This is a genomic window from Streptomyces barkulensis, assembly GCF_002843305.1.
GTDB lineage: Bacteria > Actinomycetota > Actinomycetes > Streptomycetales > Streptomycetaceae > Streptomyces > Streptomyces barkulensis.
Window position 1 is genome coordinate 96,193 of the sequence record NZ_PGSG01000115.1, and the last position, 20,245, is coordinate 116,437.

A 20,245-nucleotide genomic window follows, 5' to 3' on the forward strand; every position below is an offset into this window, starting at 1 on the left:
CTCGGGCGGTCCCCGGCGGGCACGTCAGGCGTAGTCCTTGAGCTTCTCCGTCCGCAGCGTGATCCCGACCGGGTCGGGGATCTCCACCACGGCTCCATACGGCCGCGTCGTCCGACTCCGGTACGTGCCGCCCTCGGGCTCGGAGTGCACGGTGACGCTGTGGTCGTCGCGGTCGACGAGGAGGTGGACGGGGATGCCCGCCGCCGCGTAGGCATCGCGCTTGTCCGGGAGGTCGCGCCGGTCGGTGTCCGGGTCGCCCGTCGTGATCTCGACGGTCATCAGCACGCCGCCGGGCTCGGACCACTCCCCGTCCCCCGCGAAGTGCCCACCGGGCGCGAGAGTCCCGTCGGGACGGGCCCGGTCCTCCCGGCCCGCCCCCACCTTCAGACCCCGGTACGGGTGGAGCGCCTGCTCGGGGCGTTCCGCCGGGAACACCCCGAGCAGGTGAACGAGGATCGCGCCCCGGGAGCCGTCCGCCCCCGGCTTCACCACCAGCCGACCGTGGACGAACTCCAGCCAGACCGTCTCGGGTGCGGCACGCTCGATCCGCTCGAACTCCTCCACGAGCATCGGGGCCTCCCGTCCCACGTCAGCGCCTCGCCCCGGCGGCGGCGCGCAGGCGGTCGACGCGCGCTCTGACCTCGTCGGGCGAGGGGCCCGCCGGGGCGGCCGGCGGCAGACCGCGGCAGTCGCGGCACAGGCCGCCGGGAAGGGCCTCGGGGCGGCCCGGGACGCCGCAGACCGTACACTCCGCCATCCGCAGCACGGCCGGTCCCGGCGGGCCGGAGGCGGACGGGGGTGCGGATTCCGGCCCGGGTGCGGGCTCGGGCTCCGGCTCGGGCGGGAGCTTGTCCGTCAGGCGCCTGCGGGCGAGGGCGGCCGGGTGGTGGACCTCCGGCGGCAGCCCCGCGAGCAGCGCGCCGGTGAGCTGCCGCTCGTCGGCCCCGCGCTCCAGCCACTGCCCGGCCAGCTCCTCCAGGGCCGCGCAGTCGGCGGCCGAGAGCGTCATGCGCGGCTCGGCGCGGCCGAGCCCGGCCAGCACGCCGTACGCCCGCGAGCGCGGCGGCCGTACGGGCTCGGAGACGGGCTCGGGCACGGTTCCGGCGGCAGGTGCGGGTACGGGGGCGGGCACGGTTCCGGCGGCGGGTGCGGGGGCGGGTGCGGGCTCGTCCCCCGGGCGCTCCCCCGCCAGGAACGCCGCCCACCACGCGTCGCCGCGCGCCGTCCGCGAGAAGTACGTGCGCGTCACCCAGCGCGGGCTGCCGCCGCCGGTGATGTGCTCGCGCCCGCGCCGCAGGTGCCCGGCCTCCGACAGCCGCCGCAGCACCGTGCCCAGCGCGCACTGCCCGTAGTCCGGCAGCACCCTGGCCAGGGTCTTCACGGAGATGTCGGCGCCGTCGGGCAGCCGGTCGAGGTAGGCGGCGACGGACGCCTCGCGCCGGGGCAGGTGCGCGAAGTCGGCCGCCGTACGCGGCCGTTGGCCGGGCGCGGTGCGCTTTCCGTAGCCCGGTGACGCCATGGGGTGCTTGTGCGCGGGCATGCCGGCGCTAAGGTCTTGTACAGCCACAGGATCGTCCTTGTCGATCTGGGTGGTCAGACCCCCGACCGGTGTTGGCGCACCGCCGGGGGTCGAGTTCTTCGATCGGCACGCTACACCGGTGCGACCGATCGTCGCGACCCGGTCACCTCAGGTCATCCCCGCAGGTGCGGTTGTTGTACGCGCGCTGCACGGGGCCGTACGGGAGGGTGGGCGGGTTGTACCAACCCGCCCATTCCTCACAAGCAGCGCTCGAATCCCGGAACCCGAGACTCGGGTCCCGCAGCGGCCCCGACACCGCCCCGAACGCCCCTGGTGAAATCCCCGCTCACCCGACGGACCTCCCGTGTACGCACCCGTGTCCGGGTCTCGGGTCACGAGCGCCGGGCGCGCCCCAGCAGCAGTTCCCGCTCGCGCTCGTTGAGCGTCAGGGACGCGGCGCGTTCGAACTCCGCGCGCGCCTCCTCCGTGCGCCCCAGGCGCTCCAGCAGATCGCCCCGGACGCTGGGCAGCAGGTGGTAGCCGCGCAGGGCGGGCTCACCGGTGAGGGCGTCCACCAGCCTCAGCCCGGCCTCGGGCCCCTCGGCCATGGCGACGGCCACCGCCCGGTTCAGCTCCACCACCGGCGAGGGCGTCAGCGCCGCCAGCCGCCCGTACAGCGCGGCGATCACCGCCCAGTCGGTGTCCTCGTACCTCACCGCCCGCGCGTGGCAGGCGGCGATCGCGGCCTGGAGGCAGTACGGGCCGTACGGGCCCTCCCCCGCGCGCCGCAGGGCCTCCAGGCCGCGCAGGATCAGCATGCGGTTCCACCTGGCGCGGTTCTGGTCGGCGAGCAGCACCGGCTCACCGCCGGGGCCGGTGCGCGCCGGGACGCGGGACGCCTGGAGTTCCAGCAGCGCCGCCAGCCCGTGCACCTCGGGCTCGCCCGGCATCAACCCCTCCAGCACACGCGCCAGACGCAGGGCGTCCTCGCACAGCGCCGGGCGGCACAGGTCGTCGCCGGCCGTCGCCGAGTAACCCTCGTTGAAGACCAGGTAGACGACCTCCAGGACGGACGACAGCCGCCCGGCCCGGTCCTCCCCGTACGGCACCTCGAAGGGCACCCCGGCCGCCGCCAGCTTCCGCTTGGCCCGCACGATCCGCTGGGCGACGGTCGCCTCGGAGGTCAGGAACGCGCGGGCGATCTCCTGCGTCGTCAGCCCGCCCAGCAGCCGCAGCGTGAGGGCGGTGCGGGCCTCCGTGGAGAGGACGGGGTGACAGGCGGTGAAGACCAGCCGCAGCAGATCGTCGTCGATGTCGTCGGGATCGGCGGGCTCGGGCGGCGGCGGAGTGTCCTCCAGCGTCCGCCCGACCTCGGCCAGCTTGCGCGCGTACGTCTCCCCGCGGCGCACGAGGTCGATCGCGCGCCGCTTGGCGACGGCCGTGAGCCAGGCGCCCGGCCGCTCCGGCACGCCTGACTCCGGCCACTGCTCCAACGCCGCCACCAGGGCGTCCTGCGCGATCTCCTCCGCCAGCCCGACGTCCCGCACGACGCGGGCCACGGCGGCGATGATCCGCGCGGACTCGATCCTGAACACCGTCTCGACCGTCTCGGCCGTCGTACTTCCCGTACCGGTCGTGTCGACCGCGTCCGCGTCCGTTCCCGTCACGGCCACCCATCAGAGCAGCCGCGCGGCCTCAGGGGCAAGGAAGTTCGGACGGGTCGGACGGACCCTCCTCGATCTGGCGGACCTCGGCGGTGACGTTCCAGTTCTCCGGGTGGACCTCCAGGAACCGCCTGGCCCACTCCAGGGCCTCGGCCCTGTCCTTGACCTGGAGGAGCGCGTAACCGCCGACGACCTCCTTGCTCTCCGTGAAGGGGCCGTCGGTCTGGCTGATCTTCCCGCCCGACCAGTGGAGCCGGGTGGCCTGGGAGGTCGGGGCGAGCCCGGCCGTGTCCAGCATGACCCCGGCCTTGGTGATCTCCTCGAACAGCGCGCCCATGCGCTTCTCGAAGTCGGGGTCGGGGGCCTGGGTGGCGATGCTCTGCTCGTCGACCTGGATCAGCGACATGAAGCGGGGCATGGTGGCTCCTCTGCTCGGTTCGGGTGGCGGAGGCGGGCTCTCTTCCCGCCTCTCACCCATGCGTCGATCGGGAGACGACCGGATCGACAGCTCCCCGCATTTTTTCTCAGAAGTTTTTTCCGGCCCGGCTCCACACCCATCGCCCTCGCCCCCGGCGGGAAACACCTCGTCGGCCGCCGCTTCGTCCAAGCACTTGCACGACCCGCGAGTTCGCCCGGTGTCGTCGACGAGAACAGCAGCCGTGCGACAGATCCGTGCTGTCGGGCGCGAGCTCAACCGGAGGACGTCACGGGGAACCGCATGCCGAGCCACTGGTCGGCGTCCCAGGCCCGGAACCGCTCCACCTCGGTGAACCCCAGCTTCGCCGCGAGGCGCATCGAGGCGGCGTTGGCGGTCTGGGTGGCGAGCGCCACCGGCTCGCCGGGAAGAACGCCGTCGAGCCAGTCGAGTGCCGCCGCGCACGCCTCGGCGGCATACCCGAACCCCCACGCCCGTGGCAGGAACAGGTAGCCGAGGTCGACCTTCCCCACGGCAGCCGGGCGACGGTGCTCCGGATCCCTCCTGAGCAGGATCTGGCCGATCATCGCCCCGTCGAGATCCACGACGAAGCTCCCGGGCCGCCGCCCGGGCACCTCGGGCATCTCGCGCTCAAGCTCGTCACGCGGCCGGGCGCCACCGAGATAGGTGTGCACCTCCGACGAGGCGTGCAGCTCGATGAACGCCGCACGGTCCCGGGCCTCGGGCTCGCGCAGCACGAGCCTCTCGGTCCTGATCGGCGCAGGCGGCCAGGCAACGGGCCCGAGATCACTGAAAGACCTCAGAGCCGGCCACCCCTGACGGCCGCCACGAACAGCCCCCAGCCCTCGGCGGAGAACACCACCACCGGGCCGGACGGCCGCTTGGAGTCGCGCACGGGTATCAGTCCGGGGAGGTTGTCGGCGACCTCGACACAGTCGCCGTTGTTGCCTCCGCTGTGGCTCGACTTGCGCCAGTGCGCGCCGGTCAGATCACGCTTCACACCCACGCTCGTACTCCTTCGCCGCCGACTCGATCATGGCCAGGGAGACGTCGGGCGACAGTGCGGACGCCCTCGCATGGTCGAAGGCGGCCTCGCACTTGCCCACCACCGCCGGATCGTCCAACAACTCCCCGCTGAAAGGGCCTTCAACGTACGCCACGGGCGGCGCGTCCACGAACGTCATCACGGTCAGGTTCCCCTCCAGCAGAGCGTGCGCCCGCGCGCTGAACGGCAGCACCTGTACGAGTACCCGGTCGCCCTGCGCGAGTTCGGCGACGTGCCGCAGTTGCTCAGCCATGTCGGCGTCGCTGCCGATGGGGCGCCGCAGGATGCTCTCGTCCAGGATCACCCACAACTCGGGGGCTGTTGGACTCGTCAGGAGCCGCGCTCTCGCCATCCGGCTCCTGACGCCCTCCTCGTTCCGCTCGGCCGGGCGGAACGGCTGAGCCGCCCGGAAGACCGCACGGGCGTACCCCTCGGTCTGGAGGAGTCCGGGCACCAGCGTCGGCGAATAGGTGCAGATCGTGGTGGCGAGGGTCTGGAACTCCGCCGCTTCCATGAAGTAGTCGGCGAACGGCGAGCTGTTGACCAGCTCCTCGCACATCCGGGCGAAGTAGCCGTCCGTGTCCAGTTCCTCGTCGAAGCGGCGGGCCGGCTCCAGTTGCGGCTTGCGGACCGCCGACTCGAACTGCCCGATGTACGAGCCCGAGCAGAACACCCGCTCACCCAGCTCCTGTTGGGTGACGCCCGCCGCCTCACGGCGGCGTCTCAGCTCCGACCCGAAGAACTCCCAGCCGATCTTCGGCCGCCCGGGACGGCCCGGTCCGCTGCCACCACTGGCCATGGCGTCACTCCCCCAACAAGGTTCACCGCATCGGTCTAACTCTGGCGAGCGTAGCTTTCGGCCGCCACTGTGGGTATCCATTCGGAAACTCTCGGCATGCACAGGAGGCCAGGCGTGGTCGTGACAGGACGACAGCCCGATCGTGAACGGCTCGGCGTCGCGGAGGAGGCGGTGGACGAGCTGCGGAAGGCGCTGCTCGGCGCGGGTGTCACGCTTCCCTCGCTGCGCGTGGACCTCGTCTCGTACGCGGGCGAGACGGCCGATCCGCCGCTGGTGGAACTGGGCCGCTGCACCCCCGCCACGGCGCGGCGGCTGGCCGCCGCGCTCACGCGGGCCGTCACGGAGGGTGAGAAGAGGTGAACCCCGTGGTCGGTTCGTACGTCGTGGACGGCCGCAGCGACCGGGTGGGGCAGGTGATGGGGACGGTGGGCGGGCTGGTGCAGCTGCGGCCGCCCGGCGGAGGGCTGGAGTGGGACTGCCCGGCCGACGCGCTGCGGCCGGCCGGGACGTGCGAGGAACTGCGCGCCCGGGTCACCGAGATCAACCGCGACCGTACGAGGAGGCTGCCGTGAGCATGCGCAGTGTGATCCGTTTCGCGAGCTGGACGCTGGAACCCGACCGCGAGCCCGACGCCGAGCCCGTCACGTACGCGATGGAGTGCGCGGTGTGCGGGCGGCGGTCGGGAGCGGGCGTCGACTACCAGGACGTCCAGCGCTGGGCGCTCGCCCACGCGGGCCGCAACCCCTCCCACCACACCTACCGCGAGGTCATCCACCGCCCCTGGCGGGCGTGGATGCGCTGACGGCCGTCCGGCCGGTGGCGACGGCGGGACGGCAGTGGGGCGACGGTGGGGCGATGACGGAGTGACGGCAGGGTGACGCGCCCCCCTGTGCTTCCGTACAACCCTCGGGCCCCTTCGGGAGTCTTCCAGAAGCCACCCGTCCGGTTTCACCACGTCATACACCCCACGCAGCAAGGAGATCGGACGGAAGGCACCCCATCGACCGGGGCCGCACCACGCCCCCCGCAGGCAGCAGGAGTGTTCCCGCATGCACCAGCACGTCCGTCTCGCCCTGGCGACTGCCACCGCGCTCTCGCTGGCGACCGGTCTGCTCGCCCTCGACCCTGCCCCGGCGTCGGCCTCGGCGTCGGACCCCCCGCAGGAGACGGTGGTCCCGGCCACCGAGCGCACCACCGACATATCGGTGGTGCCCTACCGCGCGGAGTACCCGCAGGGCAGGGGAGGCGCCGGGGCCGAGGGCTTCTTCCACACCATGGAGGGCCGCTCCGGCCTGCAGTGGACGCGCTACTCCGACGGCGAGACCGTCCCCGTCGCCGATCGGCACGGGCTGACCTCGACGATGTCCACCGGCAGCGACGCACTCGCCGACAAGGTGGGGGACCTGGTCACCCTGTGGGACGCCGCCCGGGAGACGACACGCACCGTGGAGATCCCCGAGGGGTACGGGTACTACGGCGTCTTCGGATCCACGGTCGCCGCCTACCGCAACATCACAGGCGAGGACGGGGCCGCCATCAGGGAGGCGGCCCTGCTGACCCCGGCGGCCGACGGCGGCGTGGACACCGTGGTCGTCGGCGGGCTGCCCGCCGGCTCCCAGATCGGCAGGCCCGTGGCGGCCGACGAGACGCACATGGCCTTCCTGGTCAGAGTGGACGGGCAGCAGCGGACCGCTCTCGCCGATCGCGCGACCGGACGGATCGAGGGCTGGACCGCACCGACCCCGACCGGCTACCTCCACGCCGTCCTCACGACCGAGCACCTGGTGCTGTACAGCACCCTCGACGACACCCTCCTGGTCGTACCGCGCGACGACCTCTCCGCGACCCCGGCCGAGGTCGAGCTGGAGAGCGGCGCCGTCAGCCCGGCGCACCACCTGGCCGCGGTGGGGGACTGGCTGGTCTACCGCAGGTCCCACGCGACGGAGCCCGTCAGAGCCGTACCGGCGACCGGCGGTGAGGCCGTCACGCTGTTCACCAAGGCCTACCCGAAGATCACCAAGGCCCCCTCCCACTCCGCCGTGGTCGTCGGCCGCACCGGCGAGGACGACTGGGGCATCCACCGTGTGACCGAGGGCGAGGACGGCAGGCCGGCCGTCACCGTGTTCAAACCGCTGCCGCGCCCGGACGTGACGATCCGGGGAATCTCACTGGCCCACGGACGGCTGGTCGTCACCGACGACAGCCGGGGCCGCAGGGAGTCCTGGCTGCGGGACGTCGCCACGACCGGCACCCCCGAGTTCGGCGAGCGCACCCTTTTCAACGACAGCCCCGTCCAGTACGAGCCCTGCCCGGCGCAGGACCCCGGCTGCGCGCGGGTCCACGGTCTCGCGGACGGACGGATCGCCTGGCTGGACCGGGGGGCCGACGGGCAGGACACGATCCGGATCGACGGGCGGAAGACGGAGGGAGACCTCTCCTTCCCCGCCGAGGCGGGCGGTGAGATCACCGACGTCTCCGGCGGCCACCTGCTCCACACCGCGCCCGGACGGCAGGCCGTGTACCGGATCGGGTACTTCGACAATCCCGTGCTCACCCGCGATCCGGGCCCGGCCGCGCTGTGGGGCGATGTGCTGTGGACGCCGGACGACGACCCGGGCACCGTCACCGGCTACGACCTGGCCGCGAAGAAGACGGCCGCGACGGTGGACACCGGGGCGGGCTGCGCGCCGGAGGAGCTTCAGGCCGTGGGCCGGTGGCTGTACGTCGACTGCTCCGGTGACGCGCCGTCGGTGGTCCACGACCGCGAGGCGGGGACGACGGTGGCCGTACCGGACGGTGAGGCGCTGCTGGGCGACGGCTACCTGGTCACCCACGACCGCACCTCCGGCGACCTGACGCTGACCACTGTGACCGGCGCGGCGGCCGCCGGCCGGGTCATCGGCCACCTGCCCGACACCGGGCACTCACAGCGCCGGGTGCGCTGGACGGTGGACGAGTTCGGCGGCCACGCGGCCTGGGTGGACGACCAGGGGCGCGTCCACCTGGTGCCCTCCGGCGCGCCCACCGGCGCGCTGACCGCCGTCGGCGCACCGAGGAAGGCCCCCGAGGTGTGGGCGGCCACCGCCGAGGCCGCGCCCACCCCGCTGACCTCGGTGCTGCTGTCCAAGCCGGCCGACCGCTGGACGCTGGCCGTGCGTGACGCGGTGACCGGCCGGACGGTCGGCACCTTCACCGGCGGCTCGGCCCACGGCCGGCTGGAGGTGGGCTGGCGCGGGCTGCACCTCAGCCTCACCCGGGACGTGTTCCTGCCCGACGGCCGGTACGACTGGACGCTGGCGGTCACCCCGGCCGACGGCCACGGCCCCGCCCTGACCTACGGCGGCACGACCGTGCTGCGCGGCGCCGGCAAGGTGCGCCACGACCACGCCGGGCCCAGGCAGCCGGACGGGGTGGGCGATCTGGTGACCGTCAGCCGGGGCGGCTGGCTGACCTTCCAGCACGGTGACGGATCGGGCGGCTTCTCCGGCAAGAACGGCTTCCACGGCTGGTCGAACCGGATCACCCCGGTCTCCTTCGGCGACATCGACGGCGACCGCTGCAACGACCTGCTGATCCGGATGCCGGACGGGGAGCTGCGCGGCTACCGGCCCGAATGCGGGGAGGTGGTCGGATTCGACACCCCCCACACCAGCCTGGGCACGGGCTGGGACGCCTACGACATGCTGACCTCGCCCGGCGACCTGACCGGCGACGGGCGCGCCGACCTGCTGGCACGCCGGATCGCCACCGGCGACATCCACCTGTTCGCCGCCGAGGCCGACGGGACGCTGGCGGCGGGGAAGAAGATCCGCTCGGGCTGGACGTACACGAAGATCGTCGGCGTCGGCGACCTGAACGGCGACGGCCACGGCGATCTGCTGGCCCACCGCAAGGACGGCGCCCTCTTCCGCTACGACGGCACCGGCACCGGCCTGCTGAAGAGCCGCGTCCTGGTCTCCGCCAAGTGGGGACTGTCCTACGACACGGTGGCCGGCGTCGGCGACATCACCGGCGACGGCCACGCCGACATCGTCGTGCGGCGCACCGACGGCGTGCTCTACCGCAACGACGGCAGGGGCGACGGCACCTTCACCAGGCGCACCGAGATCGGCACCGGCTGGGACGTCTACAAGGGCCTGTTCTGACCGCCGCCGACCGGCTCCCGTTCCGGCCCCGGGCCGGGCGCATCCCGCGCCCGGCCCGGGGCCGGTCTCCGTACGAGGGGTCGTCGGGCCCGGGTCAGTCGCGCGCCGGCTTGATGCCCAGCGGGGCGGCGATCTCCGCCGCCATCACCGCGCCGGCCTCCCTCTCCAGCTGGAGGTCGTCGGCGTCGGTGTCCGTGTCCAGACCCTCGAGCTCGTCGAGGGGGGTGTCGAGGCGGACGTGGGCCACCAGCGACTGCAGGGCGCGCAGGGAGGCGGAGGCGGTGGGACCCCAGTTGGACAGGTAGGAGAACTGCCACCACCACAGCGCCTCGCTGATCCGACCGGCCCGGTAGTGGGCCATGCCGTGGCGCAGGTCGGTGACCACGTCGGCGATGTCGTCGGAGATACGGCAGGCGACCGGGGCGCTGCGCGCGTACGGGTCGAAGACCTCCGAGTAGACGTCCACCGGGTCCAGCAGCCGGGCGAGCCGCATGCGCAGCTCGTCGACGTCCGGCTCGGGGCCGGTGTCCGGCTCGTACCGCTCCTCCGGGACGATGTCCTCGTGGGCGCCGAGGCGTCCGCCCGCGAGCATCAGCTGGGACACCTCCAGCAGCAGGTACGGGACGGCGCTGTCCGGATCGTCTCCCTTGGCCACCTCGGTGACCGCGACGAGGAAGCTCTCGACCTGGTCCGCGATCTGCACCGCGAAGTCGTCCGGGCTGCGATCCGGGCTGTGGTCCGGGGCACGGTCCTCGTTGCGGTCCCGGCCTCGGTTCTCGGGCTTGGCATCAGACATCGAGCAGTCTTCTCCCCTCGAAGGCACGTCCCAGCGTGACCTCGTCGGCGTACTCCAGGTCTCCTCCGACGGGGAGGCCGCTGGCCAGCCTGGTCACGCGCAGGCCCATGGAGGACACCATGCGCGCGAGGTAGGTGGCCGTCGCCTCCCCTTCGAGGTTCGGGTCCGTGGCCAGGATCAGCTCGGTGACGGTGCCGTCGGCGAGCCTGGCCAGCAGTTCCCTGATCCGCAGATCGTCCGGGCCCACACCCTCGATCGGGCTGATCGCGCCACCGAGGACGTGGTAGCGCCCCCGGAACTCGCGCGTCCGCTCGATGGCCACGACGTCCTTGGGCTCCTCGACGACGCAGATGACCGACGGATCGCGGCGCGGGTCCTGGCAGACCCTGCACCGCTCGGCCTCCGCGACGTTGCCGCAGACCTCGCAGAACCGGACTTTCTCCTTCACCTCGGTCAGCGCGTGGGCGAGGCGGCGGACGTCCGCCGGTTCGGCCTGCAGGATGTGGAAGGCGATCCGCTGCGCGCTCTTGGGACCGACGCCGGGCAGCCTGCCCAACTCGTCGATGAGGTCCTGAACCACGCCTTCGTACACGGCCGCCTACTCCACTCTTCCCGCTCTGCCCTTGTCGCTCCCGTACGGTCCCCGCGCCGACCGTACGCTCGTTTCCGCTTTTCGGTGCACCATGCACCCGACGCGCGGTCCGTGCCCGGCCGTCCTCAGAAAGGCAGGCCCGGCATACCGCCCAGCCCCTGGGCGAGGGGGCCGAGCTTCTGCTGCTGGAGCTCCTGCGCTGTGGCGTTCGCGTCGCGGACGGCCGCCAGGACCAGGTCGGCGAGGGTCTCGGTGTCCTCCGGGTCCACCGCCTTGGGGTCGATCGCCAGGCCCTTGAGCTCACCGGAGCCGGAGACCGTGGCCTTCACCAGACCGCCTCCCGCCGATCCCTCGACATCGGTGTCGGCCAGCTCCTGCTGGGCGGCGGCGAGGTCCTGCTGCATCTTCTGGGCCTGCTGGAGCAACTGCTGCATATTGGGCTGGCCACCACCGGGAATCACGGGATTCGCTCCTGGCTCGCTCGACGACGTGTGCGGGTGCGTACACGTGCTCGCCGCGTACGCGCCCGCCTTGTACTCCGTACCCCTGAGCGTACGCGTTTCCCCGCCCTCTTGGCCTCGTCAGGCCCGGACCGTTCCCGCCCCCGGCAGGCACTCGGACGCACGGGCGGGCACGCGGGCGAGCGGGCGGGCGTCACTCGTGGTACAGCTCCTCCAGCACCGTCGCGCCCAGCTCGCGCACGATCAGGTCGTGGCCGGACAGCGCGGTGTCGTCCAGATCCGGGTCGTCCTCGGCGGGCATGTCGTCCTCCGGCGCCACGGGGGGCGGAGGCGGCGGCTCGGCCTCGCCCCGCGGTGCGGGCGCCTGGGGCCGGGACGCCTGCGGCCGGGAGGGCTGCGGCGGTGACTGCTGGGGCTGGGACTGCTGCCGGGCCGGCTGCTGCCCGTACGGCGCGGAGGAAGGGGACTGCGCGGCGGGGGCGGGGGCGGGGGAGGCCGCGACGGCGGCCGGGCGGAAACCTCCCGAGCCTCCGGGGGGGTGCGGGGCCTGCCCCTGCGGCGGCGCGGAACCGCCGGAGGGATCGACGACGGACTCGATCCGCCACTGCACGCCGAACGCGTCGGCCAGCGCGGCGCGCAGCACGTCCTCGCTGCCGCCGTTGACGAAGCTGTCACGGGCTCCCTGGTTGGAGAAGCCGAGCCGGAGCGTCGTCCCGTCGAACCCGGCCACGTGCGCGTTCTGGCTGAGCAGGATCCAGGTGAACCGGCGGCGGCCCTTGACGGCCTCCAGGACGTCGGGCCACATCTGCCGTACCTGCGCGGCTCCCTGCCCGGCGTCGGCGCCGCCCTGGGGCGGCGCGGGGGCCTGAGCCGGGGAAGCCTGCGGCTGCGGTTGCGGCGCGGGGGCGGCCGGGGCCTGCGCCTGCGTGGGGGCGGACGCCGGAGTGGGCCAGGCACCGGGGCGCCGGCCGTCGTCCTGCGGCCGGTCGGGCTGCGGCGGGGAGGGCTGCTGCGCGGACTGCTGTGCCTGCTGCTGCCCGGGCCACGCCCCGGGGCGGGCCTGCGGCTCCGCCTGGCCGCCGCCGCCCGGTGCCGCCGCCGGCCAGGCGCCGGGCCGCCTGCCGGCGTCCGGTGCGGGCCCGCCCTCCGGCTGCCCCGCGGGCGCGGAGGGCTGGGCGGGCTGTGCGGGCTGGGCAGGTGGCATGGGCTGTGCGGGCGGCGGGCCCTGCGGCGCGGGCGCGTCCTGCTGCCCGGCCAGGGCCGTACGGGCCGCCGCCGGGCCACCGCCCGGCGCGGGGGGCGCCGGGGACGCCCCCGCCAAACCCGCACCCGCCGCCAGGCCGCCCGCGAGACTCGCGCCCCGCTCCAGACGGTCCAGGCGGGCCTGGAGGGAGCGCTCGTCGCCGTACGCCGCGGGCAGCAGGACCCGGGCGCAGATCAACTCCAGCTGCAGCCGCGGCGAGGTCGCGCCGCGCATGGCCGTCAGGCCCTCGTTGACGATGTCCGCCGCCCGGCTCAGCTCGGCCGGGCCGAAGACCGACGCCTGCGCCGTCATCTTCTCCACCACGTCGGCGGGGGCGTCGATCAGGCCCTTCTCCCCGGCGTCCGGCACGGCGGACAGGATCACCAGATCGCGCAGCCGCTCCAGCAGGTCGGCGACGAAGCGCCGCGGATCGTGCCCGTCCTCGATCACCCGGTCGACCACCTCGAAGGCCGCCGCGCCGTCACCCGCCGCGAAGGCGTCCACCACGGAGTCCAGCAGCACGCCGTCGGTGTAGCCCAGCAGCGCCGTGGCCATGGCGTATGTCACGCCGTCCGGGCCGGCGCCCGCCAGCAGCTGGTCCATCACCGACATCGAGTCACGCACGGACCCGGCCCCGGCGCGCACCACCAGGGGCAGCACCCCGTCCTCGACGGGGATGGCCTCGCGCTCGCACACCTCGGCGAGGTAGTCGCGCAGGGTGCCCGGCGGCACCAGGCGGAAGGGGTAGTGGTGGGTGCGCGACCGGATCGTGCCGATGACCTTCTCGGGCTCGGTCGTCGCGAAGATGAACTTCAGGTGCTCCGGGGGCTCCTCGACCACCTTCAGCAGGGCGTTGAAGCCCTGCGGGGTGACCATGTGCGCCTCGTCGATGATGTAGATCTTGTACCGGCTGGAGGCGGGACCGAAGAACGCCTTCTCGCGCAGGTCACGGGCGTCGTCCACACCGCCGTGCGACGCGGCGTCGATCTCGATGACGTCGATCGAGCCGGGCCCGTTGCGCGCCAGGTCCCGGCAGGAGCGGCACTCCCCGCACGGATCGGGCGTCGGGCCCTCCTCGCAGTTCAGGCAGCGGGCGAGGATACGGGCGCTGGTCGTCTTGCCGCAGCCGCGCGGGCCGCTGAAGAGGTACGCGTGGTTGACCCGGTTGTTGCGGAGGGCCTGCTGGAGGGGGTCGGTGACATGCTCCTGCCCGATGACCTCGGAGAAGGCCTCGGGGCGGTAGCGGCGGTACAGCGCGAGGGACGACACGCCTCCGACGATATAGGCCGCCGCCGACAACCGTGCCCCCTGTGGGAGCGGGGGGGCGCTTGTCGGCGGGAGGAAAATCAGGCGCCCCCCACGCACCCGCCAGAGCTCACCTACCCTTGCTGCCTTCCGGCCCTGGGGGAGTTCAGCGAGATAGCGCCACGTGAGGGGCTGCGCCAAGCCTACCGGATACCGGAGGGTGCTCGTGCCCGGGAGGGGGACGGGGACAGCCCCGGGGGTCGGGTTCGCAACCACCGCCCCGCGTCATGTAATGTTTCCGGCGGAGGATTCGCCTAGAGGCCTAGGGCGCACGCTTGGAAAGCGTGTTGGGGGCAACCCCTCACGAGTTCGAATCTCGTATCCTCCGCAGCCGCCTGAACAGGCGAAACGAGAACCCCGGACCGCTCAGCGGCCGGGGTTCTCGGCATGCTGTGGTCTCAGTTCTGGTCTCATTTATTTCCGACATAAAGTACTTTTCTCCGCATAGCTTTGCCGCTGGTGGGTCGATCCACAGGACAACGCCCTTCACTCACCATCGGCTTCCTGCCGCCGCAGGACACAGGCCCCCCGCGATGCGCCATTCTGGAGCGTGCGCAGGACCGGTTCCGGTTCCAAGGTCAACGGCGTCGTCTTTGTGAGGTGCCCCATCGGAAAGCCCAGCGGATCAACTCTGGCCTCGTGGCTGAGTGGTCTGGAAGTCGGCCGACTTGAGCGAGTCCTGGCGACTCGCCCGGATGCCGTGTCCCCGCCGGAGCCACGATCGTTCGGCGAACTCGCGGACCGCCTTCAGCGTCCGGCGTCGGTGGCCCCAGTGCTGGCGGAGCTCGCGCGGCCACAGCTGCAGGTGGCTGAGGCGCTGGCGGCATTGGGACCCGTTCCACGGGCCGCTTTGGCCGACCTGCTGGACGTGGCCGAAACGGAGACCGATCGCTGGCTGGATGCGGCCCTGGAGACACTGGCCGATCACGCGCTCGTCTGGCCGGACGGCCAAGGGCTGCTCCACATGACGGCGCCGTTGCGGCAGGCGTGGGATTCGCCGCTGGGGCTGGACGCGCCGCTCGCCCGGCTGCTGGCGGACACGACCTCCGAGGAACTGCGGCGCATGCTGATGGCCTTGGGCATCCCAGCTCCCGGCACCACCAAGAAAGATCGGCTGGCCGCCCTGCTGGAACACCACAGTGATCCGAAGCGGGTGGCCGCGGTGGTTGCGGCGGCGCCTGTGGCCACTCGGGAGCTGCTTGAGCGGCGAGCCCGTCACCAGGGTGAACAGAGGCAGGAACAGACGGAGTTCCTGATGCTCGGGGCCCCACGGGCCGACTCCGAACCGGGTGCGCGGTGGGCGCTGGAGCGGGGACTGCTGGTCCAGGACCGGCACTCCGGGTACGGGCCCGCACGCATGCCGGCCGAGGTGGCGCTCACGCTGCGCGGGGCCGACTGGCACGCCCCGTTCGAGCCGTGCCCGCCCATCGTGCGGACGGTGTCCGTCACCGAGGCGGAGGTGGATCGGGAGGCGGCGGCAGCCGCCACGGCGTTCGCCGCCCACGCCGCTTTGGTTCTGGCGGCGTGCTCCGCGTCTCCGCCGGCCCGTCTGAAGTCCGGAGGGGTCGGGGCGCGTGAGCTGTCCCGGATCGCCAAGGCCGCGCAGTGCGACGACATCGTCGTACGCCTTGTCCTGGAGACGGCGTACGACGCCGGGCTGCTGGCCCGGGACGGTGACCGGGTCGCGGCGACGGAAGGTTACGACGCCTGGGCGGAGCGGGAACCGGCGGAGCAGCTCACCGCGCTTCTCCAGGCGTGGCGAACGTTGCCGCAGACCCCGGCCCAGGCCCGCGACGAGGACGGCAAGGCGCTGCCCGCACTCGCCGGAACACCACCTTGTGGCGGCTGTGTGCAGGCCCGGGACGGGCTTCTCGCTGCGGCGGTGGCGCTCCCGGCGGACCAGGGGGTGCGGAGCCCCGTGGAACTGGGGCCGCTCGTCGCCTGGCACCGTCCGTTCGCCCATCCACTCCCCCAGGACGCCACGCCCTTCGCCTCCGTGGTCCGTGAAGCAGAACTACTCGGTGTGATGGCCCGCGGCTCCCTGTCCCGCATCGGTGCCGCCTTGCAGGCCGATGACGGCGAAGCACTGGCCGCGGCCAGTCGGCGGCTGCTGCCGACGGCCACCAGCACGGCCCGCTTCGGCGCGGACCTCACCGCCGTCGTCACCGGCACACCGTCAGCCCGCCTGGCCGCCCTGCTGGACGCCGTCGCAGAGCGGGAAGCCGTCGGCACGGCATCCGTGTGGCGGTTCAGCCCGGGCACCATCCGCGGCGCCCTGGACACCGGCCGTACACCCGACGCCATCACCGCCGACCTGGCCGACGTCGCCGTCGGCGCCCTTCCCCAGCCGCTGTCGTATCTGATCCACGACACCGCGCGCGCCCACGGCCGTATGCGCATCGCGCCCGCGGCCTGCGTGATCCACGGCGAGGAACCCGCCCTCCTCGCCGAACTCGCCGCCCACCGCAAGCTCGCCGAGCTCGGGCTGCGGCAGCTGGCGCCGACCGTGCTGGTCTGCCGGACTCCGCTCGACAAGACCCTCGCCGCGCTCCGGGCCGCCGGCTATGCTCCCGTCGCCGAGAAGGCCGACGGAACCGTACGCGTCGAGAAGACCCGGCACCGACGTGCCTCCGCCCCGGCTCCGACCCCACTCCCAGGCCAACGACGGCGGTCCGTGCCGACCGAGACCCCGGTGGACGTCAGCCTGAGCGCCCTGGCCGCCAGGCTGCGGGACGCCCCGTCGGCACTTCCGGATCCCGACCCGTTCGGCACCGGGGTCCCCTACGGCACGGACACCGAGGAGATCATCGCCGGGTACGCGAAGAACCTGACGTACAGCGATGTCCGCCAGCTCGCCCACGCCGTCGACGCCGGCACGGCCATCACGGTCGAGTACGTCGCCGCCTCGGGCAACCGGACCGTACGTACCCTCAGCGAGCTCGTTCTCGACCCGCCCCATCTGTATGCCTGGTGCCATTTGCGCGAGGACGAACGGGTCTTCACCCTCTCCCGCGTCCTCGGCGTCATGCCCGCGTAGCCCTCGGCATGGCCCACTGGCCCACCCCGTACACGGATCATTGTTCGACCAGCCGCCACTACGATCGCCGGTCATGGACTGGGTCGAGCGCACCGCGCAGCTGAGGCAGTGGACGAGGAGTGGGGTGCGGGCTCCGCACAAGCCGTTGCTGTTCCTGTACGCGCTCAGCCGGTTTCAGCAGGACGCCGACGGCGAGCTGCGGTACAGCGCGGTGGAGCAGGACCTGCGGCGGCTGCTCGCCGAGTACGGGCCCGGTAACCGGACGACGCCCGCCTATCCCTTCCACCACCTGGTGAGTGACGGGGTGTGGGAGGTGCGCACCGAGCGCGGGACGGGCAGCCCCGGGACCGGAGTCAGGGAGCTACGGGCGACCGGGGCCGCCGGGCGGCTGACGCCTCAGCTGCGGGCGGCACTGCGGCGGGAGCCGTCCCTGCTCGGCCGGATGACTCGGGTGCTGCTCGATCTGAACTTCCCGCCCTCCCTCCACGGCGAGCTGTGCGAAGCCGTCGGCCTGGAGTTGGAGGAGGCCGAGACCGGACGGTTCTCGGCCGCGCGCAGGCAGCGGGACCGGCGGATGCGGGAGATGGTCCTGACGGCGTACGAGTACCAGTGCGCCTTCTGCGGGTACGACGGCAGGATCGGCGCGGTGCCAGTCGGGCTTGAGGCCGCCCATGTGCGCTGGTGGGCGTTCGACGGACCGGACGACATCGACAACGGGCTGTGCCTGTGCTCGCTGCACCACAAGCTCTTCGACAAGGGCGTTCTCGGTATCGGCGACGGCCACCGCATCCTGGTCTCGCAGAGCTTCGTCGGCCGCAGTACCGCCGCCCGCGAGCACATCATCACGCTCGCCGGCCGTCCGGTCATAGGTCCCCAGCCAGGCATCCGCCCCATCGCCGCCGCCCACCGCTCCTGGCACAACAGACAGGTCTTCCACGGCAGCCCACGTCCCGCCACGATCGCCTGATCGCCGATCCGGCGGTCACAGAACGCACTGGTAAGCAAGGCGATACCAAGAGTATGGTCTCTTGTATGGCGACGAAGAAGGTGACGGTGACGATTCCCGAGGATCTCCTGGACGAGATCCGCGCGGAGGCGGCGGAGCGGGGCCTGTCGGCGTACGTCGCCGAGGCGCTGCGCTTCAAGCGCGACCGGGACCGGCTGCGGGAGCTGTCCGACTGGCTGCAGGAGGAACACGGCTCCCTCACCGAGGAGGAGCGCACGGCAGCGTTCGAGGAACTGGAGGGGCTCGACGCCGAGCACGAGCGCCGTCGCACCGCCGGAACGCACGGCGCGGGAGAGGCCGCGTGAAGAAGCGGGCCGGTGAGCCGGGCCAGCGACCACTGCGCGTCTTCGTACTCGACTGCGAAGCCTTGTCCCTGGCCGTGCGCGGCGACCGGAAGATGATGGCATGGCTCGACCTCGCGGCCGGAGGTGAAGCCGAGGTGGTGACATCTCCGCTGACGCTGATCGAGGCGTACGACGGCAGAACCACCGAGCAGCGCTGGGACTGGGTGCTCTCGCGACTCCGAGTCGCCGACATCGGAAAGAACGAGGCCCGCCAGGCCCGCCGCCTGCTGGCGGATGCCAAGCTGCATGGCCACAAGTACGCGATCGACGCGGTGCTCGCCGTCATCGCGCGCCAGCAGAAGGGGCAGGTCACCGTCTTCACCTCGGACGTGGACGACCTGGAGAAGCTGGTTCCGGAGTCGATCGTCGTCAAGAAGGTGTGACCCGGCACTCTGGTCTCATTTCTGGTCTCGTTCACCCCCGTCCAGAGCCGTTCATCAACCGTCCGGCTCCCGGCTCCGTCCCAGGTCAGAACGACCCCATCCGTCGCCGAGCCCCCAGACGAACATTTGGAAAGCGTGTTGGGGGCAACCCCTCACGAGTTCGAATCTCGTATCCTCCGCCATAGTGGCCCTGATCTGCGACAACGCGGATCAGGGCCTCTTTGCTTCTCACTGCGGCTCCGCAACCCGGCGGAGCTAGGCGAGACGCTTCGGTAACTCGGACTCGTCTAGCTCCCTGTCACGAGGAGCCAGAGAGTGACCGCAGCACGGAACCCACTGCGCGCACAGCAGCGCGTCAGGAGCGCTGAGGACGTACGTCTCGCAACGATCGCTGAGCTTGAGCTACACCTCTCGACCACGACCAACAAGCACGGGCGTCCGTTCCAGCGGCGCACGGTCAACGCGTACAAGTACGCGGCAACACAGCTCCACCACTGGCTGACCCGATCTCCGCAGATCAACGCGGCGGGTGTGGGAGTCTCCTCGTTCACCGACGTGGACACCGCCACGCTGAACCGCTACTTCCGCTGGTACTACACGGAGCACGACGTGCCCAAGAGCCAGGACGGCAAGGGCGGTTACACAGGCGGGACCAGCACGACGCAACGCAACCTCCGCGCGCTGTTCCTCTATCTCGCGGAGGAGTACGACCACCCGAACCCGTACGACGACCCGAAGCTCCAGCGCTACGCCACGCCTCCGATGGGCAAGCCCAAGACACTGTCCGAGGACTTCATCACTGACTGCCTGGCAATCACGGGCAACGGCTCACCCAAGGTCCGAGACTTCGAGACGGTTCGGAACCACGCGATCCTCCGCGTGCTCACGGAGGGTCTGCGGTCGGACGAGCTTCTGAACCTTCGAACCAACGACCTGGATCTCCCGAACGGCACCCTGGTCGTGGTTCCAATCAAGATGGACAGGAACTCTCTGGACGGCCGCGTCATCCCGCTCCAGCCCAAGACGGTCAAGGCACTGACGCGGTACCTCCGCGTACGAGCCACACACCGCATGGCAAACCCGAACTCTCCGGATCATGTCGAGTGGCTGTGGCTCGGAACGCGCAACCGTGGAGAGCTGGGCTACCAGGGTCTTCACCGGCTCGTGAAGAAGATCGCCACGGCAGCGGGCTACGACCCGGCGCACGTCTCGCCCCACTCCTTCTGTCACACCTGGGCCGACGACCTCAAGGCGGCGGGAGTCTCGGGCGAGCACATCATGGCCGTACGCGGGTGGAAGTCTCCCGCGATGCTCCGACGCTACGGCGCGGACATGGCCTCACGCCGAGCGGTAGACGCGGTTCACGCCCTGGGCGACAGGTACTGACCCAGCGCTGACCAGCCCGTCAGTCGCTCTCGTCGCCCTTCACGAACGAGCCTTGACCCAGGATCGTGTAGAGCCGTCCCTCTG

General features: G+C 72.2%; 20 protein-coding genes, 1 tRNA gene and 1 other RNA gene. 10 read left to right on the forward strand and 12 right to left on the reverse strand.

Annotated elements, in window-relative coordinates:
- Positions 1–24: 24 nt before the first annotated feature.
- The 7 genes from CUT83_RS27000 to CUT83_RS27030 all read right to left on the reverse strand — a co-directional run bounded on the left by CUT83_RS27000 (position 25) and on the right by CUT83_RS27030 (position 5,463).
- Positions 25–588, reverse strand: coding sequence for a Uma2 family endonuclease (locus CUT83_RS27000; protein ID WP_338104187.1), 564 nt, complete (start codon positions 586–588; stop codon positions 25–27).
- Position 589: 1 nt separating this feature from the next.
- Positions 590–1,540, reverse strand: a complete 951-nt coding sequence (locus tag CUT83_RS27005; RefSeq protein WP_101258432.1) for a hypothetical protein — start codon at positions 1,538–1,540, stop codon at positions 590–592.
- 371 nt (positions 1,541–1,911) lie between these two features.
- Positions 1,912–3,186: an RNA polymerase sigma factor gene (locus CUT83_RS27010; RefSeq protein ID WP_101258498.1), complete on the reverse strand. Its 1,275-nt coding sequence runs from the start codon at positions 3,184–3,186 to the stop codon at positions 1,912–1,914.
- Between the two features lie 28 nt (positions 3,187–3,214).
- Positions 3,215–3,601, reverse strand: a complete 387-nt coding sequence (locus CUT83_RS27015; RefSeq protein WP_101258433.1) for a YciI family protein — start codon at positions 3,599–3,601, stop codon at positions 3,215–3,217.
- 272 nt (positions 3,602–3,873) lie between these two features.
- Positions 3,874–4,356, reverse strand: a complete 483-nt coding sequence (locus CUT83_RS27020) for a GNAT family N-acetyltransferase (RefSeq protein WP_420882441.1) — start codon at positions 4,354–4,356, stop codon at positions 3,874–3,876.
- Positions 4,357–4,418: 62 nt separating this feature from the next.
- A complete protein-coding gene (locus CUT83_RS27025; protein WP_240958066.1) occupies positions 4,419–4,625 on the reverse strand; it encodes a DUF397 domain-containing protein in 207 nt (68 codons plus the stop codon).
- On the reverse strand, positions 4,609–5,463 hold the full coding sequence (locus CUT83_RS27030) for a helix-turn-helix domain-containing protein (protein WP_101258435.1): 855 nt from the start codon (positions 5,461–5,463) through the stop codon (positions 4,609–4,611). Before CUT83_RS27030 ends, CUT83_RS27025 begins: the two co-directional genes overlap by 17 nt.
- A gap of 120 nt (positions 5,464–5,583) precedes the next feature.
- Between CUT83_RS27030 and CUT83_RS27035 the strand changes: the two genes are divergently transcribed.
- The 4 genes from CUT83_RS27035 (at position 5,584) to CUT83_RS27050 (ending at position 9,608) form a co-directional block, all read left to right on the forward strand.
- A complete protein-coding gene (locus tag CUT83_RS27035) occupies positions 5,584–5,823 on the forward strand; it encodes a hypothetical protein (protein WP_101258500.1) in 240 nt (79 codons plus the stop codon).
- 5 nt (positions 5,824–5,828) lie between these two features.
- Entirely contained in the window at positions 5,829–6,035 is a 207-nt protein-coding gene (locus CUT83_RS27040) for a hypothetical protein (RefSeq protein WP_143688632.1), read from the forward strand.
- Between the two features lie 2 nt (positions 6,036–6,037).
- On the forward strand, positions 6,038–6,265 hold the full coding sequence (locus CUT83_RS27045; RefSeq protein ID WP_101258437.1) for a DUF7848 domain-containing protein: 228 nt from the start codon (positions 6,038–6,040) through the stop codon (positions 6,263–6,265).
- A gap of 247 nt (positions 6,266–6,512) precedes the next feature.
- Positions 6,513–9,608: an FG-GAP repeat domain-containing protein gene (locus CUT83_RS27050; RefSeq protein WP_101258438.1), complete on the forward strand. Its 3,096-nt coding sequence runs from the start codon at positions 6,513–6,515 to the stop codon at positions 9,606–9,608.
- Between the two features lie 94 nt (positions 9,609–9,702).
- Here CUT83_RS27050 and CUT83_RS27055 read toward each other — a convergent pair whose 3' ends face one another.
- From CUT83_RS27055 to ffs, 5 genes are all read right to left on the reverse strand, one after another.
- Positions 9,703–10,404 carry a DUF5063 domain-containing protein gene (locus CUT83_RS27055; RefSeq protein ID WP_101258439.1) on the reverse strand — a complete coding sequence of 234 codons (702 nt, stop codon included), beginning with the start codon at positions 10,402–10,404 and terminating at the stop codon, positions 9,703–9,705.
- Positions 10,397–10,996, reverse strand: coding sequence for a recombination mediator RecR (gene recR / locus CUT83_RS27060; RefSeq protein ID WP_093657343.1), 600 nt, complete (start codon positions 10,994–10,996; stop codon positions 10,397–10,399). The genes CUT83_RS27055 and recR overlap by 8 nt, the downstream gene beginning before the upstream one ends.
- A 125-nt stretch (positions 10,997–11,121) precedes the next feature.
- Positions 11,122–11,457 (reverse strand): YbaB/EbfC family nucleoid-associated protein, encoded by a 336-nt coding sequence (locus tag CUT83_RS27065; protein ID WP_101258440.1) that lies wholly within the window; start codon positions 11,455–11,457, stop codon positions 11,122–11,124.
- A gap of 193 nt (positions 11,458–11,650) precedes the next feature.
- Positions 11,651–13,969 (reverse strand): DNA polymerase III subunit gamma and tau, encoded by a 2,319-nt coding sequence (locus tag CUT83_RS27070; RefSeq protein WP_101258441.1) that lies wholly within the window; start codon positions 13,967–13,969, stop codon positions 11,651–11,653.
- Positions 13,970–14,045: 76 nt separating this feature from the next.
- Positions 14,046–14,142, reverse strand: an RNA gene (ffs, locus tag CUT83_RS27075) — signal recognition particle sRNA small type.
- A 106-nt stretch (positions 14,143–14,248) separates the two neighbouring features.
- On the opposite strand from ffs, the gene CUT83_RS27080 reads away from it, so the two are divergent.
- From CUT83_RS27080 to CUT83_RS27105, 6 genes are all read left to right on the forward strand, one after another.
- A tRNA-Ser gene (locus CUT83_RS27080) sits at positions 14,249–14,333 on the forward strand.
- 267 nt (positions 14,334–14,600) lie between these two features.
- Positions 14,601–17,042, forward strand: a complete 2,442-nt coding sequence (locus tag CUT83_RS27085) for a helicase-associated domain-containing protein (protein ID WP_240958083.1) — start codon at positions 14,601–14,603, stop codon at positions 17,040–17,042.
- Between the two features lie 73 nt (positions 17,043–17,115).
- Positions 17,116–18,009 carry a phosphorothioated DNA-binding restriction endonuclease gene (locus CUT83_RS27090; RefSeq protein WP_101258442.1) on the forward strand — a complete coding sequence of 298 codons (894 nt, stop codon included), beginning with the start codon at positions 17,116–17,118 and terminating at the stop codon, positions 18,007–18,009.
- A gap of 65 nt (positions 18,010–18,074) precedes the next feature.
- The gene (locus tag CUT83_RS27095) at positions 18,075–18,353 is read left to right on the forward strand and encodes a ribbon-helix-helix domain-containing protein (protein WP_101258443.1); all 279 of its coding nucleotides are present in this window, start codon (positions 18,075–18,077) and stop codon (positions 18,351–18,353) included.
- Positions 18,350–18,775 carry a PIN domain-containing protein gene (locus CUT83_RS27100; protein WP_101258444.1) on the forward strand — a complete coding sequence of 142 codons (426 nt, stop codon included), beginning with the start codon at positions 18,350–18,352 and terminating at the stop codon, positions 18,773–18,775. The genes CUT83_RS27095 and CUT83_RS27100 overlap by 4 nt, the downstream gene beginning before the upstream one ends.
- 315 nt (positions 18,776–19,090) lie before the next feature.
- Entirely contained in the window at positions 19,091–20,161 is a 1,071-nt protein-coding gene (locus CUT83_RS27105; protein ID WP_143688633.1) for a tyrosine-type recombinase/integrase, read from the forward strand.
- The last annotated feature ends 84 nt before the right edge of the window (positions 20,162–20,245 follow it).

Bases quoted from the DNA above. Each gene is read 5' to 3' on its own strand.
- CUT83_RS27005 (WP_101258432.1), bottom strand. From the start codon at position 1,540: ATGCCCGCGCACAAGCACCCCATGGCGTCACCGGGCTACGGAAAGCGC.
- CUT83_RS27015 (WP_101258433.1), bottom strand. From the start codon at position 3,601: ATGCCCCGCTTCATGTCGCTGATCCAGGTCGACGAGCAGAGCATCGCC.
- CUT83_RS27030 (WP_101258435.1), bottom strand. From the start codon at position 5,463: ATGGCCAGTGGTGGCAGCGGACCGGGCCGTCCCGGGCGGCCGAAGATC.
- CUT83_RS27045 (WP_101258437.1), top strand. From the start codon at position 6,038: ATGCGCAGTGTGATCCGTTTCGCGAGCTGGACGCTGGAACCCGACCGC.
- CUT83_RS27050 (WP_101258438.1), top strand. From the start codon at position 6,513: ATGCACCAGCACGTCCGTCTCGCCCTGGCGACTGCCACCGCGCTCTCG.
- CUT83_RS27055 (WP_101258439.1), bottom strand. From the start codon at position 10,404: ATGTCTGATGCCAAGCCCGAGAACCGAGGCCGGGACCGCAACGAGGAC.
- CUT83_RS27090 (WP_101258442.1), top strand. From the start codon at position 17,116: ATGGACTGGGTCGAGCGCACCGCGCAGCTGAGGCAGTGGACGAGGAGT.
- CUT83_RS27095 (WP_101258443.1), top strand. From the start codon at position 18,075: ATGGCGACGAAGAAGGTGACGGTGACGATTCCCGAGGATCTCCTGGAC.